10 protein-coding genes and 1 rRNA gene are annotated in these 14717 nt (G+C 41.2%); 6 read left to right on the top strand and 5 right to left on the bottom strand.

The window, feature by feature from the left end; genetic code table 11:
• The first annotated feature begins 115 nt into the window (after nt 1-115).
• Both rrf and D464_RS0111135 read left to right on the top strand, forming a co-directional pair.
• Nucleotides 116-228 (top strand): 5S ribosomal RNA (gene rrf / locus D464_RS0111130).
• A 951-nt stretch (nt 229-1179) separates the two neighbouring features.
• Nucleotides 1180-2238: a hypothetical protein gene (locus tag D464_RS0111135; RefSeq protein ID WP_154649606.1), complete on the top strand. Its 1059-nt coding sequence runs from the start codon at nt 1180-1182 to the stop codon at nt 2236-2238.
• A 237-nt stretch (nt 2239-2475) separates the two neighbouring features.
• Here the strand turns inward: D464_RS0111135 and D464_RS0111145 are convergent, their stop codons facing one another.
• Nucleotides 2476-2958 (bottom strand): hypothetical protein, encoded by a 483-nt coding sequence (locus D464_RS0111145; protein WP_018911445.1) that lies wholly within the window; start codon nt 2956-2958, stop codon nt 2476-2478.
• A 146-nt stretch (nt 2959-3104) separates the two neighbouring features.
• On the opposite strand from D464_RS0111145, the gene D464_RS0111150 reads away from it, so the two are divergent.
• The gene (locus D464_RS0111150; RefSeq protein ID WP_018911446.1) at nt 3105-4754 is read left to right on the top strand and encodes a glycogen/starch synthase; all 1650 of its coding nucleotides are present in this window, start codon (nt 3105-3107) and stop codon (nt 4752-4754) included.
• 48 nt (nt 4755-4802) lie between these two features.
• The gene (gene glgP, locus D464_RS0111155) at nt 4803-7361 is read left to right on the top strand and encodes an alpha-glucan family phosphorylase (RefSeq protein ID WP_018911447.1); all 2559 of its coding nucleotides are present in this window, start codon (nt 4803-4805) and stop codon (nt 7359-7361) included.
• Nucleotides 7362-7611: 250 nt separating this feature from the next.
• Here glgP and D464_RS0111165 read toward each other — a convergent pair whose 3' ends face one another.
• From D464_RS0111165 to D464_RS0111175, 3 genes are all read right to left on the bottom strand, one after another.
• Entirely contained in the window at nt 7612-7839 is a 228-nt protein-coding gene (locus D464_RS0111165; protein ID WP_018911448.1) for a DUF6722 family protein, read from the bottom strand.
• 63 nt (nt 7840-7902) lie between these two features.
• The gene (locus tag D464_RS0111170; protein WP_018911449.1) at nt 7903-8499 is read right to left on the bottom strand and encodes an HU family DNA-binding protein; all 597 of its coding nucleotides are present in this window, start codon (nt 8497-8499) and stop codon (nt 7903-7905) included.
• A gap of 479 nt (nt 8500-8978) precedes the next feature.
• Nucleotides 8979-11795, bottom strand: a complete 2817-nt coding sequence (locus D464_RS0111175) for a M16 family metallopeptidase (protein ID WP_026284694.1) — start codon at nt 11793-11795, stop codon at nt 8979-8981.
• 301 nt (nt 11796-12096) lie between these two features.
• On the opposite strand from D464_RS0111175, the gene D464_RS0111180 reads away from it, so the two are divergent.
• Nucleotides 12097-13236 carry an AAA family ATPase gene (locus tag D464_RS0111180; protein ID WP_018911451.1) on the top strand — a complete coding sequence of 380 codons (1140 nt, stop codon included), beginning with the start codon at nt 12097-12099 and terminating at the stop codon, nt 13234-13236.
• A gap of 3 nt (nt 13237-13239) precedes the next feature.
• Here the strand turns inward: D464_RS0111180 and D464_RS0111185 are convergent, their stop codons facing one another.
• Entirely contained in the window at nt 13240-14184 is a 945-nt protein-coding gene (locus tag D464_RS0111185; protein ID WP_018911452.1) for a site-specific tyrosine recombinase, read from the bottom strand.
• A 77-nt stretch (nt 14185-14261) separates the two neighbouring features.
• Between D464_RS0111185 and aroQ the strand changes: the two genes are divergently transcribed.
• Complete coding sequence (gene aroQ / locus D464_RS0111190; protein WP_018911453.1) at nt 14262-14678, top strand: type II 3-dehydroquinate dehydratase; 417 nt, start codon at nt 14262-14264, stop codon at nt 14676-14678.
• Nucleotides 14679-14717: the final 39 nt, after the last annotated feature.

The following is a 14717-nucleotide window of genomic DNA, read 5'->3' on the forward strand; positions in this document are numbered from 1 at the left end:
TCTAAGAACAATGTTTAATAACGATTCTACTGATAAGAAGACAGAAGGAAGACAAGAATGAAGACAAATAACTAGTCAACTAGTCAACTTCAAAACAAGTCAACCGAACGAAACATTAGGTGGTTATTGCGTCGGGGTTCCACCTCTTCCCATTCCGAACAGAGAAGTTAAGCCCGTCTGCGCCGATGGTACTGCAATGCAATGCGGGAGAGTAGGTCGCCGCCTTCTTTTACTTTAGAGAGCTTTGAAGAGAAATCTTCGAAGCTCTCTTTTTTTGTTCCTTTTTTGTTGCCCCACTCTCAACAACATACCTCTTCCCAGCCCTTTTCCTCACTCCTCTCCGAACAATCGCTCATCGTCCGTAGGAAAGTAATGCTGATAGAGCGTAATTACCGAGATACGTAGGATGCGCATCAAGGGTGTTTAACACCTTTGCCCAAGAGTGTTTAACACCCTTATTCAAGAGTGTTTAACACCCTTATTCAAGAGTGTTTAACACCCTTATCCAAGAGTGTTTAACACCCTTACCCAAGAGTGCTTAACACCCTTATCCGAGTCGTAGGACTTATGGGGTACGGGTGTACGACCCGTGGGGCACGGAAGTATAACCCGTGCCTCACGAAAGTACATTTCGTCAATGTTAACAACTCGTGCCTTACCCTGATAATTTTACGCCAATAAGACTTTATGAAAGCACCAAGAAGAAGCACTTCCAAGACAGGCTAAAAATTGTTCGCGAATAATTTTTGAGTGTCTTGTGTTATTTGTTTAATAGCGAACTCAAGATTACTGGATGTGATAGATGCGTAGTGGGGGAGGATAAGATGATTTTAGTTGTATTAGACAAGAGTATCTGATGATTGGTGTTGATGGTTAGCACTAGTTGAGTTAAGGATCGATACAAGTGGTGCTGTCGAAGCTATGTGTAATAGAAGTTTATCTTTAAATAAAGTTTATCAGTCGTTTAAATTTCTTTGTTGGTCTTTTTTGTTAGCTGGTTTGTACTGTAAGCCTTTTATTATTGCCGTATTATTTGTATATTTGTATGTTTTTTTAATGATAGTATTTCTAATTCTCATATTTTATTTACATGTCTTTGCAATTTTTATGTGGTAATAATGAAGAAGATGGATGCTTGTATTTTTTAATGCTAAATGGAAAATAAGATAGTTAATGTCTATGTTTAAAAACTTAAAACTCTGTGTCTTTATATTTTTCTTACCTATAGTGTGCTACGCACAGGTTTTTAGTGAGAAAATAGATTTATCTAATATTTCGAATTTTAAAGGTGTATATAAGCAAGGAGATATTATCTTGGAGGTTTCTAATTCAAATGGGATGCCTTATAGTCCAGTATTTTTAGGAGATAAAGATGATAGATTCTTTAGGTTTCAATCTACTGACGAGTTGCACATCTCAGGGAATAATATCCGACTGAAAGAGGTAGTTTTTACTTGTCAGAAAAAGCATTTTGATTTAAAGATTATAAAGCCTTTTAATAAAGTACTCAAGAATAAAGATAATGTGGAAAACAAGAATATTAAATACTCATTTTATCGTTTAGATGAATCTTCACTCTGCTCAAAGCTTATTTTAGCTTCTGTTACTACTCGAGATGTTTATATTAAATCTATCAAGATAGTCTATGAGTATTTGCCTTTAACGATAAGTATTTCTGAAGCTAAACGTGCCACCCTTTATTATAGTGATAAGTCTCTAGTTGTTCCTGCTGGTATTGTTGCTTGGACTTACAAGATAGTTAATAATAGCTTAGAGAAAAGTCATCGGTATAATAGAAATGACATCATTCCCAATGGGACGGCTGTTGTTTTGGAAGCAAATAAGGGTACTTATGAGTTTGTAGTGACAGCTAAGACTGGAGTAAAAGATAAAGATAATGTATTAAAAGGAAGCGACCAAGAAGAGGAAACAAAGGGTGGTCAAATCTACTATGCATTCCGCGGTGGTATTAATGGTGTTGGCTTTTATTGGATGAATGAAGATGGACATTCTTTCAAGAATGGAGCATATAAAGCTTATATTGCCTATAATCCACCAGCAACTTCTGCGTCTGCAAAGCCATTCTTTGCTTTTAATACAGCAACAAACATTCATTCCTTGTCAATCAGTGATAGACGAGGTGAGGATGAATCGATTTATAATCTTGCGGGTCAACGTGTATCTAAAGATTATAAAGGTATCATTATAATGAATGGAAAAAAATATTTAAAGAAATAACAATAACCTAAATATACCGACATGAAAAGCTATGTCCAACCAATCATTAGAGTAAATGAATGTTTATTAGAAAAGGTATTTCTTAGTGGATCACCTCAAAGAGGTATCCTAGGAAAAGCAAATACGACAGGAGGGACAACTCCTCAATTATCAAAGCGGTCTTACTTTGAAGAAGTAGAGGAGTCGAATCTTTGTAGAAAAGAGGATGAATAAAGTTCATTATAAGGTTGTTCTTCCTTACTTTTTATAAGGAAAGAATTTAAAAGTAAGCTCCTTCGGAATCTTTACCCATTTGTTGTCAACAACGATTTTCATCACACTTCCCTCTAAGCGTGTAAGCGTGTAATTCCCGTCTGTATTACGTTTCAATTCAGCTTTTAAGTCTTCGCTTCCGTAATCGTTGATGATGGTAAGTATCGCTTTCTTGCCTTTGAAGGTTGCATCAGAAATAATCCATTTACGGGTATCACGTTTAGCACCGAAGTAACCGGGAACTTTTCCGAATATCTCCTGGCGCGGTACAATGATGTTGTTATCGTAGAAGTTGATATCTAACCAAACCTGATATTCATTGTTTACTAAATGAGCTTTGAAGATACTATCTTTCCCCTCTTTCTTTTGACACTCAATCTTCTTCGTTTCACCTATTACGTTTTGAGCATTCATGTTAAGCCCTAGGGACAACAAAGCTAATATCGCAATTGCAATTCTATGTTCCATTATTCTAAATGTTTGATATATGCAAAGTTAATTAAAATAGCGATTAATTTATCAATAGAGGACAAAAATGTAAGAGCTAAAGTTGTGTTTTATATGTTTTTGTATTACCTTTGTATGCGATATATATCAAATTTTTAAAAGGAAAGATGTTGTTTCCGGATTATATTTTCGAAACTAGTTGGGAGGTATGTAACAAGGTCGGAGGTATCTATACTGTACTTTCCACTCGCGCAAAGACATTACAGGACAGGATAAAGGATCATGTGATATTCCTTGGTCCAGATTGTTGGTATGATTCTCAATCTCCTTATTTTAAGCAAGATGATAGCCTTTTTGCCGATTGGCAGCAAAAGGCATTGGCTGATGGTTTAAAGGTTAAGGTTGGTCGTTGGGATATTCCTGGTGAGCCAATCGCTATGCTTGTTGATTTTCAGTCATGCTTTGAGCATAAGGAAGAATTGTATGGTAAGCTATGGGAGTATTATCGTGTTGATAGTCTTCATGCATACGGAGATTATGACGATTCTGCAATGTTTGCTTACGCTACGGCTCTTGTTGTAGAGAGTTTCTATAAGTTCTATCTTAGTGAGAAAGATAAGGTGATCTTCCATGCTAACGAGTGGCAAACGGGTTTTGCTGCGCTCGTTCTTCAACATCGTATGCCCCAGATTGCTTCCATCTTTACGACTCATGCCACTTGTATTGGTCGTAGTATTGCAGGCAATAATAAGCCGCTATATGAATATTTGTGGGCTTATAATGGCGATCAGATGGCTTCGGAGCTGAATGTGGAAAGTAAGCATTCTATTGAAAAGCAGACTGCCCATTATGTTGATTGCTTTACCACGGTGAGCGATATAACAGCTACGGAATGTAAGGAATTGCTTGAGAAGCCTGTAGATGCAGTTCTTCCCAACGGCTTTGAGAATGATTTTGTTCCTAAGGGTGCGACCTTCACAAAGAAGCGTAAGGCGGCTCGTAAGCGTTTATTAGATGTAGCAAATGCTCTTACTGGTTCTGATTTTAGCGATGATACATTGATCGTTTCAACCAGTGGGCGTTATGAATTCCGTAATAAGGGAATTGATGTGTTCATTGAAGCGATGAATAGATTGCGCTTTGATGAGAATCTAAAGAAAGAGGTTGTAGCCTTTATAGAAGTGCCTGGATGGGTGAATAGTCCGCGTCAAGACCTTATTGAGCGTCTGAAGAGTGGAGAGAGCTTTGATACTCCCCTTGATATGCCACTCTTGACGCACTGGCTCAACGAACAGGAGCATGATAATGTGATGAATATGGCACAGTCGCTTGGTATTTGTAATGCAAAGGCTGACAAGGTGAAACTCATCTTTGTGCCTTGTTATCTAACAGGTGATGATGGTGTCCTTAATATGAGCTATTACGACCTTGTGTTAGGGAATGATCTCTGTGTCTATCCTTCTTATTATGAGCCTTGGGGCTACACTCCATTGGAAGCGGTTGCTTTTAAGGTACCTTGTATTACAACTGACCTTGCAGGCTTTGGCTTGTGGGCAAATACAGAGAAGGGCGCATATAGCGAAATAGAAGATGGAGTGAAAGTGTTGCACCGCACCGATTATAATTATTCGGAAGTGGCCGATGGTATTAAGGATACAGTTGTTCGCTACTCGAACTTTAATAATTCAATCGTAAATAAATGTCGCCGTAATGCGGAGAAACTCTCACATAAAGCCTTATGGAGTGAGTTCATTCGCTATTATGAGCAGGCATACGACATAGCTCTACGTAAAGCAACAGAACGTAATAAGCGATGATTGCTTTGATAACGATAAACGATAAATAGTCAAAAACTAAATGAATTTATGAAAATTAAGTCAGATTATTCCAACGAGCCTCAGTGGAAAGAGGTGACTGTGAAATCAACCTTGCCAAAAGAATTGGCATGTCTTGATGAGATTGCTCACAACATGTGGTGGGCATGGAATTACGAAGCACGTAACATGTTCAAGGCACTTGACGAGACTCTTTATGAGGAAGTGGGACATAACCCTGTTCAGCTCCTTGAGCGTCTTAGCTACGACCGCAAGGAAGCTATCGTAAAGGACAAGAAACTGATGAAGCAGGTAAGTGATGTTTATAAGAAGTTCCGTACTTATATGGACGTTAAGCCAAATAAGAAGCGTGCTTCTGTTGCTTACTTCTGTATGGAGTTTGGTCTTAATCAGGCATTGAAGATTTATTCTGGTGGTCTTGGTATGTTGGCTGGTGACTATCTAAAGGAGGCATCTGACTCAAATGTAGACCTCTGTGCAGTTGGTTTCCTTTATCGTTTTGGTTATTTCACGCAGAGTCTATCTATGGACGGACAGCAGATTGCTAAATACAACGCACAGAATTTCAACTCGCTTCCTATTGAGCGTGAGCTTGATGAGAACGGTAATCAGGTTGTTGTTGACGTACCTTATCGTAACTATCAGGTACACGCACTTGTATGGCGTGTGAATGTTGGTCGTATTAAGCTTTACTTGCTCGATACAGACAACGATATGAATTCAGAGTTCGATCGTCCTATCACTCACTCTCTCTATGGTGGTGACTGGGAGAACCGTTTGAAGCAGGAGATTCTGCTTGGTATCGGTGGTATCCTTACTTTGAAGAAACTCGGAATCAAGAAAGATATCTATCACTGCAATGAAGGTCACGCAGCACTCTGCAACCTCCAGCGTCTTTGCGACTATATCGATGGTGGTTTGACATTCAATCAGGCAATGGAACTTGTACGTGCGTCTTCACTTTATACCGTTCACACTCCTGTGCCAGCAGGTCACGACTACTTCGACGAGGAGCTATTCGGCAAGTATATGGGTGATTATCCTGCAAAGCTTGGTATCTCTTGGGATGAGTTCATCGGTATGGGTCGCACCAATCCGGATGATCACGGCGAGCGTTTCTGTATGAGTACCTTTGCTTGTAACACTTGTCAGGAAATCAATGGTGTGTCAAAACTTCACGGTTGGGTAAGCCAGAAGATGTTTGCACCATTGTGGAAGGGTTACTTCCCAGAGGAGAACGCTGTAGGTTATGTTACCAATGGTGTACACCTCCCAACATGGACTGCTACAGAGTGGCGTAAGGTTTATGACAAGTACTTCGATAAGAGCTTCATGAGCGATCAGAGTAACGAGTCAATCTGGCACGCAATCTATAATGTTCCAGATGCAGAGATCTGGGAGACACGTATGGCATTAAAGCAGAAGCTCATCAAATACATCCGTGATAAGTTCACTAAGCAGTGGCTCCGCAATCAGGGTGACCCAGCTAAGGTGGTTTCAATCCTTGAGCGCATCAACCCTAATGCATTGATGATTGGTTTCTGCCGTCGCTTCGCTACTTACAAGCGTGCACACCTGCTCTTTACTGACCTTGAGCGTTTGGAGAAGATCGTTAATAACCCAGAGCGTCCGGTTCTGTTCTTCTTCTCAGGTAAGGCTCACCCAGCTGATGGCGCAGGTCAGGGATTGATCAAGCGTATCTTTGAAATCTCTCGTATGCCACAGTTCCTCGGCAAGATTATCTTCCTTGAGGACTACGATATGCAGTTGGCTCGTCGTCTCGTATCTGGCGTTGATATCTGGATGAACACACCAACTCGTCCACTCGAGGCAAGTGGTACATCTGGTGAGAAGGCAGAGATGAACGGTGTTGTTAACCTCTCAGTACTCGATGGCTGGTGGGTTGAAGGCTACCGTGAGGGTGCAGGATGGGCATTGCCGGAGAAGCGCACCTATCAGAACCAAGCTTATCAAGATCAGCTTGATGCAGCTACAATCTATAGTTTGCTTGAGAATGAGATTGCACCGCTCTATTTCAACAAAGATAAGAAGAAGGGTTATTCAGAGGATTGGGTAAAGGTTGTAAAGAACTCTATTGCAACTATCGCTCCTCACTACACAATGAAGCGTCAGTTGGATGACTACTACGATAAGTTCTACGAGCATCAGGCTAAGCGTTCACACGAATTGCAGAAGAACGATTATCATCTCGCTAAGGAGATTGCTCTTTGGAAAGAGTCGGTTGCCGAGCGTTGGGATAGCATCTATGTCGTTTCAAAGAATGAGGAGGCATTGCAAGATATAGCAACAGGTCATAAGATAAAGGTAACTTACACCCTTGACGAACAAGGTTTGCAAGATGCTATCGGCTTGGAGCTTGTATTCTTGAAGCATGCACCAGTTGACGATGTAAATATCCATAAGGTAATCCCATTCAAGCTCGTGAAGACAGAGGGTAACCATTATACCTTTGAAGCATCTTTCGATGCAACCGAGGCAGGTGCTTACAAATATGCAGTCCGCATGTTCCCTAAGAACAGTCTCTTGCCTCACCGTCAGGACTTCGCTTATGTGAAGTGGATTGGCTAAGACAAATAAAGCATATACATAATAAGAAAGCCATTCTCAATCGAGTGTTGAGAATGGCTTTTTATTGATACTGGATAGCCTGCGAAAGAGAGAAAGATATTCTCTTCCATGTTATGCACAATTAATTTGGCTCAAGCTATATTTCCTGTTTCTTCGTGGCTCGTCTTATTGAGTTGAATGAGTCCCCATATACAGCCAAGTGCAGCAATAGCCGAAACAGCTATTAGAAAATAGATTAACTCCATAACTTCTACTTTTTGTTTGCTAATAAAAACATAATGAATCCGAAGAGTGCTGTGAGAATAACAGCTATGAGTCCGACGATTAAAAGATACGCCTTCTCTATCTGCATTCCCATGAAACCCGAAAGGATGATACCACCAAAGATTAGCTTTGATAAGTCGAGGCTATATCTACTTGCTTCTAAGTAGAGCTTTGACAGCGTCTCTTTTCTGAAATATCTTCTATTCTTCTTCATGCTGCAAATATAGCAATTATATTTATAAAAACATCCCTTTGCTCCTTTTCTTTTGCACTGACGCTATGCCTTTCTGAATAACTTGCAACGGCGAGAACCAATGTTAACGATCTTCCCTCCAGACTCTAGTTTGGTAAGGAGCCTATAAGATGTAGATTTCGAGAGATCTAAGCTCCGTCGGAATTGCTCTGATGTAAAGACATGCCCATTAGTGAGTAAATTCTCTACAGCGGCATCAATCTCATCACTTTTTGGTACAGCCGTCATACCATATTCATCGGTTATATTCCTTATCTCAATCCCACCAAGATCACGTAGAAATTCAGCGTCAGGGCGGAACTTAATTTTTCGTATCGCAGCATTGCGCAATCGTGGTCTGTTTGTTCGAGAGTCTCTATAGATATCACCTTTCAACGCAAGTGAGAAGTAGCCAATTCCTGGTAGATGAACGCGATTCCCCATCTTCAGTTCGGCTATTATCTCCGACTTCAAGGCAATAATCGTCGCAAGAATATCGCCTGTTGTGAGCGATGTAGCCTGCTCAATGCTCTTACTCATTCGCCTTAAACCAGCCGTTTGCCTCTCCACGGTAATAACCTTCAACTCGGCATTCTTAGGTAATCCGCCTGTCGCTCTCATTAGTTTGTAATCAATTGCCATAATATTTCCTTTCTTTTTATATACGGTTAGCGCGGAATAAATCTAGTGTTCCAGATTTCTTTCTAACGTGTTCCTTGATTATTCTATCCGCGAGTTTTATCTTTTTAGTCAGCATTCCGCTTTAGTTTCATCACGATGAAACGAGTGTCTCATCATGATGAAACGAGTGTCTCATCGTGATGAAACCTGTGTCTCTTCATGATGAAACAAACTTTAGACCCGTACAAAGATAATACAAATCCTGCTTCTTTGCAAGTCGGAACCATACTTAAAAAGATATTAGCCCTATGAGATTCTTTCTTTTTCACATATTTCAAAGTATTCTTATTGAGCTTACATTGATTCATCGTAAATGCCTTTAAGCGAGAAACTGGACATGCTTTACAACCAATACAGACACAGAAAACGGGCAAAAGGGAGGTGAGATCACTCTCGTCCTTTTGCCCGTTAGCTTATAAACGATACTTATTTCAGAGCGATTACTTCGCTGGTGTCATCACCACTTCGGCGTGGTTACCAGCTGCAACGAGGCTCTTCAAGTAAGCTGCAATCTTAGCTGGTGTGAGCGACTCGACTGCTGCCTTATAGCCAGAGTGGAGGTCTACGCCAGTTGAGATATACTCGTCAATAACGTCCATCCAGTAGCTGTTGTTCTTCGCTGATAGCTCTGCTTGCTTCAACATGAAGTCCTTTACTTTCTGAACCTTATCTGCGTCCATCTTCATCGTGTTATCCTTCATGCCCTCAGCTAAGAGCTTCAAGGCAAGGTCGGACTTGTTAGGATCCATTGGGCAATATGCCTGGATGAGAGCAACGGCTTTATCGCCACGACGCTGCAATTCGCCACCTGCTCCAACAGAGTAAGCCGCACTAGCATCCTCACGAATGTTCTTTAGATAGACCATAGACAATACTTGCGCAGCAGCATCGGTCAACACTTTATTCTCAACGTTGTAAGCAGCAGGTGCGTGCCACAACTCGAAGGCAATAGCCTTTGGTGTTTCCGACTTACGAGTGAACTTATTAACGACATTGCCCTTCACAAATCCTGGTATATCTCGCCAGTTCTCCGCCTTGCCCTTAGGCAGACATGCGATATACTTCTCGATCAATGGGCGTAAAGAAGCCTCATCGAAGTTACCAACGAAGTAGTAGACAAACTGCCCAGGATTAGCAAAACGCTCCTTCCAAATCTGAAGAATACGGTCGTAGCTAATGCCCTTCAGCGTATTCAATGACAATGGTGCGAAACGTGCCTCATGACCATAAATGGTTGTTGTAACCGAGTCAGAATATACGCTCTCGGGAGAGAGATCCTTATTCTTCAGTGCTAGTTCCAACTGCGACATCATCGCCTTATAAGACGCCTCGTCCTTAGCAACCTTCGTGAAGTTGAGGTAAAGTAACTGAAGCATGGTCTCAACATCCTTAGGGACACATGAGCCGGAGAGTGTTTGATAATAGTTGCCTAAACCACAAGCAACAGATGCCTGCTTACCAGCGAGTGCCTTCTGCAACTCCTGGTTAGAGAAGTTACCGAGTCCGCTGTAAGCTATGACATTATTAAATAGCTGCAAGTTGCTGTAGTCAGGCTTACCATAGAGTCCCTTACCGCCCTTTGCGACAGCCTGGAACTGTATCTCGTTATCCTTAAAGTTCGTCTTCTTCAAGATGACACGTGCGCCATTGCTCAATGTCAGCTCCTTGTATCCGAGTGTCTTGTTCTCCTTCTCACTGACAATCTTACCAGCCTTTGGCAATGCCTTCTCATCGAGTAAAGGCTCTTGTTTCACATTGTCAACATAAGCCTTGATCTGCTCACCACGCACGTTAGCGATAGTTTGCGCCATCTGCGCCTTCGTTGGGTAAACCTTGTTAGCCTTCTCTTGTGCGAAGATCTGAATTACTAAGTTGCTATCCTTATCCGTAATGAGATCCTTTGCAAACTCATTAATGACATTGACGTTCAAAGCAGGCATTTCGACGAGTTGTTTCATAATCTGATACTCGTCTTCCTTGCTTGGGATAGGTTCGTTTGATAGGTAATGGTCGCGCAACTCATCGCCATACTGATCGTTCTTTATCTTATTGCGATTGACATAAGCCGACTCTAATTGAGACAAGAACTCGTCCTTTGCACGCATAAATTCAGTCGCTGTGAAGCCGTGCTGGTGTACACGCTGTGCCTCTCTATACAATGCGGCAAGCGTCTCAAGATCCTTACCATCCTTTGCATTAGCCTCCATGCTAAAGGCGTCTTTCGTTCTTGAAAGCATGTAGGTACCATCGCCTGCATACGCTCCAGTAAATGGACAATCTGGCTTCTGGGCTAGTTCTGCCAAACGCTGGTTCAGCATCATACTGATAATACGCTTAGCATAAGAATCGATGAAATAGCTCTGATCGGTCTTTGCCTCGTCTGGGAAAGCGTCATGCTTCATATAAAGAGCCACGTCACTGAATGGCAATTCCTTGTCTTTACCAAAGATGTAAAGGGCTTGGGCATTATCAGGAACAGGCTCTGCAATAACCTGAGCGGCATTAGCAGGAACGACTACTCCATTCCAGAGTTGCTTGATCTGATTCTCGATGTGGTCTACATCAACATCGCCCACAACGATGATACACTGGTTATCTGGGCGATACCACTTCTTGTAATAATCGCGCAGTGCTTGATAAGGGAACTTATCTACAATCTCCATCAAACCGATTGGCAGACGCTTACCATACTTAGAGTTAGGATAGAACTCTGGTAACACCTTGTCAAGGATACGCATTTGGGCAGACTGACCTAATTGCCACTCTTGATGGATAACGCCACGCTCCTTGTCAATCTCCTTATCGGCTAATGTCAATCCATTAGACCAGTCTTTGAGGATGAGTAAACAAGAGTCGAGAGCAGTCTGGCGTGTTGTTGGCACATCGCAAACACGATAGACTGTCTGGTCAATGCTCGTGTAAGCGTTTAAGTTACTGCCAAACTCTACGCCCAAAGAACGGGTGAACTCCAGCAGAGTAGAGTCAGGGAAATGCTCAGAACCATTAAACGCCATGTGCTCCAGGAAGTGAGCCAAACCACGCTGATTCTCGTTCTCTTGAATAGAACCAACACGCTGTGCAATGTAGAAATTGGCTACATGCTCAGGCCAATCATTGTGGAGGATGTAGTAAGTCAAGCCATTGCTAAGCTTACCTTGCCTTACATTCTTATTCACAGGAATAGGTCCCATCTGCTGTGCAGAGACCATACCAGTGATGAAAAGTAAGGCGATTAAGAATAAATGTTTGAGTTTCATCTTAAACGTTGTTTAATTATTTAATATCAGATATTACCTCGCAAAGGTACATAAAATATTGTATCTCTATTGCCTTTTATCGTTTTTTATAGTTAACGTAAGCGATAAGAGGATTCAAAAGTGTTAAAATTAAAATCGTATGCTATTTGTCTTATATTCGTTGGCTTACGTATTCTGTGGGGCAGAGAATCCTTCAGCCACATAGAATAATTATGTGAATTAAATTATTCAAAACAAATAATTTGACTTGCATAATTAGTGCTTAATGCTTATCTTTGTGCTATCTTAAGACAGAGAAAATATGACAATAGACATTAATCCTTTCATTGTTAGTGGTCAAATCCCAGCTCAATACTTTTGCGATCGGCAGAAAGAAGCAAAGCTATTACACGACTATTTGTGCAATCAACAGAACGTTATATTATCAGCAGAACGCCGAATGGGAAAAACGAAGTTAGTAGACTTTGTATTTGACAAAGCTGACATTGATAACGAGTACACCACTATTTTTGTAGATATACTTGAGACAGGTACCCTTAATGAGTTTGTTTACACTTTCGGCAATACCATCTTTCGTCGCATAGCTTCACGTAGTGAGAAGATGATGCGACTATTCTCAATGACATTAAAATCGCTCAGTGCAAGTTTTGGTTACGACCCTATACAAGGAACCCCTACCTTTGATATCAAACTAGGGGACATAGTTCAGCCTGATTACACGCTATCGGAGATATTCGAGTTCATTAATAAATCTGATCGAAGATGCCTTATTGTTATTGATGAGTTTCAGCAAATAACCCATTATCCAGAAAAGAACTTCGAAGCAACCCTACGTACACATATACAAAAGACAAGCAATGCCAATTTCGTATTCGCAGGGAGTCAACGGCGTATAATGGACGAAATGTTCGGTTCTAAAGGACGCCCATTTTATAATAGTGCTAGGCTTATTGAGTTGAATGCAATCCCTTTAGACATATATACAGAGTTTGCACAAAAGAACTTTCATGAGGCAGAGAAAGACGTAACAACGGCTGCTATTAAAGTTGTATATAATATGATGAAGGGTGTGACACTCTATAATCAACAAATTATGAATGATGCCTTTGCCTGTACACCCAAGCATGGTATCTGCGATGAAGAAATGACAAACTTGTTAATAAACAGACTCCTTAAACAAAATGATTACCGGTTTAGAGAGATTCTACAAATGCTTAGTGAGCAACAAAAGGCAACTCTCTTTGCTATACACGAGGATTCTCCTGCCTCAAAGATAACATCTGCTAATTTCACAAAAAAGCATCGGCTCAAATCTCCAAGTTCCACACAAGCGGCTCTCAATAAGCTTCTTGACATAGATTTGGTTACACGACAAGATGGTTGTTATAGTCTCTCTGACCCTCTGATGAATCTTTGGTTAACCCGCAGAGACAGACTTTGATGTTCATTCGGACAAAGGATCTGCTTGGTGCTCTTCATCGTATTTGATATTGCGAGGATGGTGCTCAAGTATCTCCTGACGTAAGGTTGTGGTGTCAATGTGCGTGTATATCTCCGTCGTACCGATGCTCTCATGTCCTAACATGGCTTGAATAGCACGCAAATCAGCTCCACCTTCAAGCAAAGAGGTGGCGAAGGAGTGGCGAAGGGTGTGCGGAGAGATTGTCTTCTTTATGCCCGCTTCTACAGCATAACGCTTTATCATGATAAGAATCATGGTGCGGGTAAGATGATGCCCACGCCTATTCAGGAATACATAATCCTCTTCGCCCGGTTTTATATCCATCTTGTTACGGTCATCAAACCAATAACTCAATTCCTCTAAGGCTCTAGGAGAGATGGGGACAAGGCGTTCCTTTGACCCTTTTCCTAATACTCTGATATATTGCTCTTCGATGTATAGATTAGACAAAGTAAGGTGAGTAAGTTCGGAAACACGTAAGCCACACGAGAAGAGTACCTCAATAATAGCACGGTTACGATGCCCTTCCCACTTAGAAAGGTCGATGGCTTGTTCGAGGAGATCGACTTCTGCAGTGGAGAGAACTTCGGGTAAGTGGTTAGGTTGTTTCGGAGATTCTAATAGCTCGGTAGGATCTACCTCCAAGTAACCATCCAATACAAGGAAACGATAGAACTGGCGCACACCGCTAAGGATACGCGCTAAAGAACGAGGTCCGATACCGAGGTCGGATATTGAGGCTGCAAAGAACTCTAAGTCTTCAAGTTTTACCTTCAACACATCTATCTTCTCTACCGCAAGATAGCGTAAGAGCTTATCCAAATCACGCATATAAGCATCCAAAGTGTTGGCAGAATGCCCCTTTTCTAACTTCAGATAACGGCGATAACGACTGACAATATCATTTGAATTCTTGTCTGTTTCCATTTAAATTCTTATTTTTGCATACAGCTTATCGTATGCAAAGATAATGTAGAAAAACGATATTTAAGTAGGAAAGAGAGATGAAAGTAATTATTATCAATGGACCGAATCTGAACTTACTCGGCGTTCGTGAACCTGGAATTTATGGCAAGGAGTCAATGGAGACATATTTCCAACAGCTCCGTAAGGATTATCCGAATGTCGAAATTGAGTATTATCAAAGCAATATAGAAGGCGAACTAATCAATAAGTTACAGGAAGTAGGGTTCGCTTATGATGGTATTATCCTCAATGCCGGAGCCTATACGCACACAAGCATAGCTTTATTGGATTGCATTCGCTCAATACAAACTCCCGTCATCGAAGTACATATCAGCAACGTCAATGACCGTGAGGAGTTCCGTCGTCATTCAATGATAGCCCCAGCTTGTAAAGGTTCTATTCAAGGGTTCGGCATGAATAGCTATCGACTGGCTATAGAAGCATTATTCTTTTAAAACCTGATTATAAAAGAATCTTTATTAACATAACAATAT

This window comes from Prevotella veroralis DSM 19559 = JCM 6290, from assembly GCF_000377625.1.
In the GTDB taxonomy this organism is placed as follows: Bacteria; Bacteroidota; Bacteroidia; order Bacteroidales; family Bacteroidaceae; genus Prevotella; species Prevotella veroralis.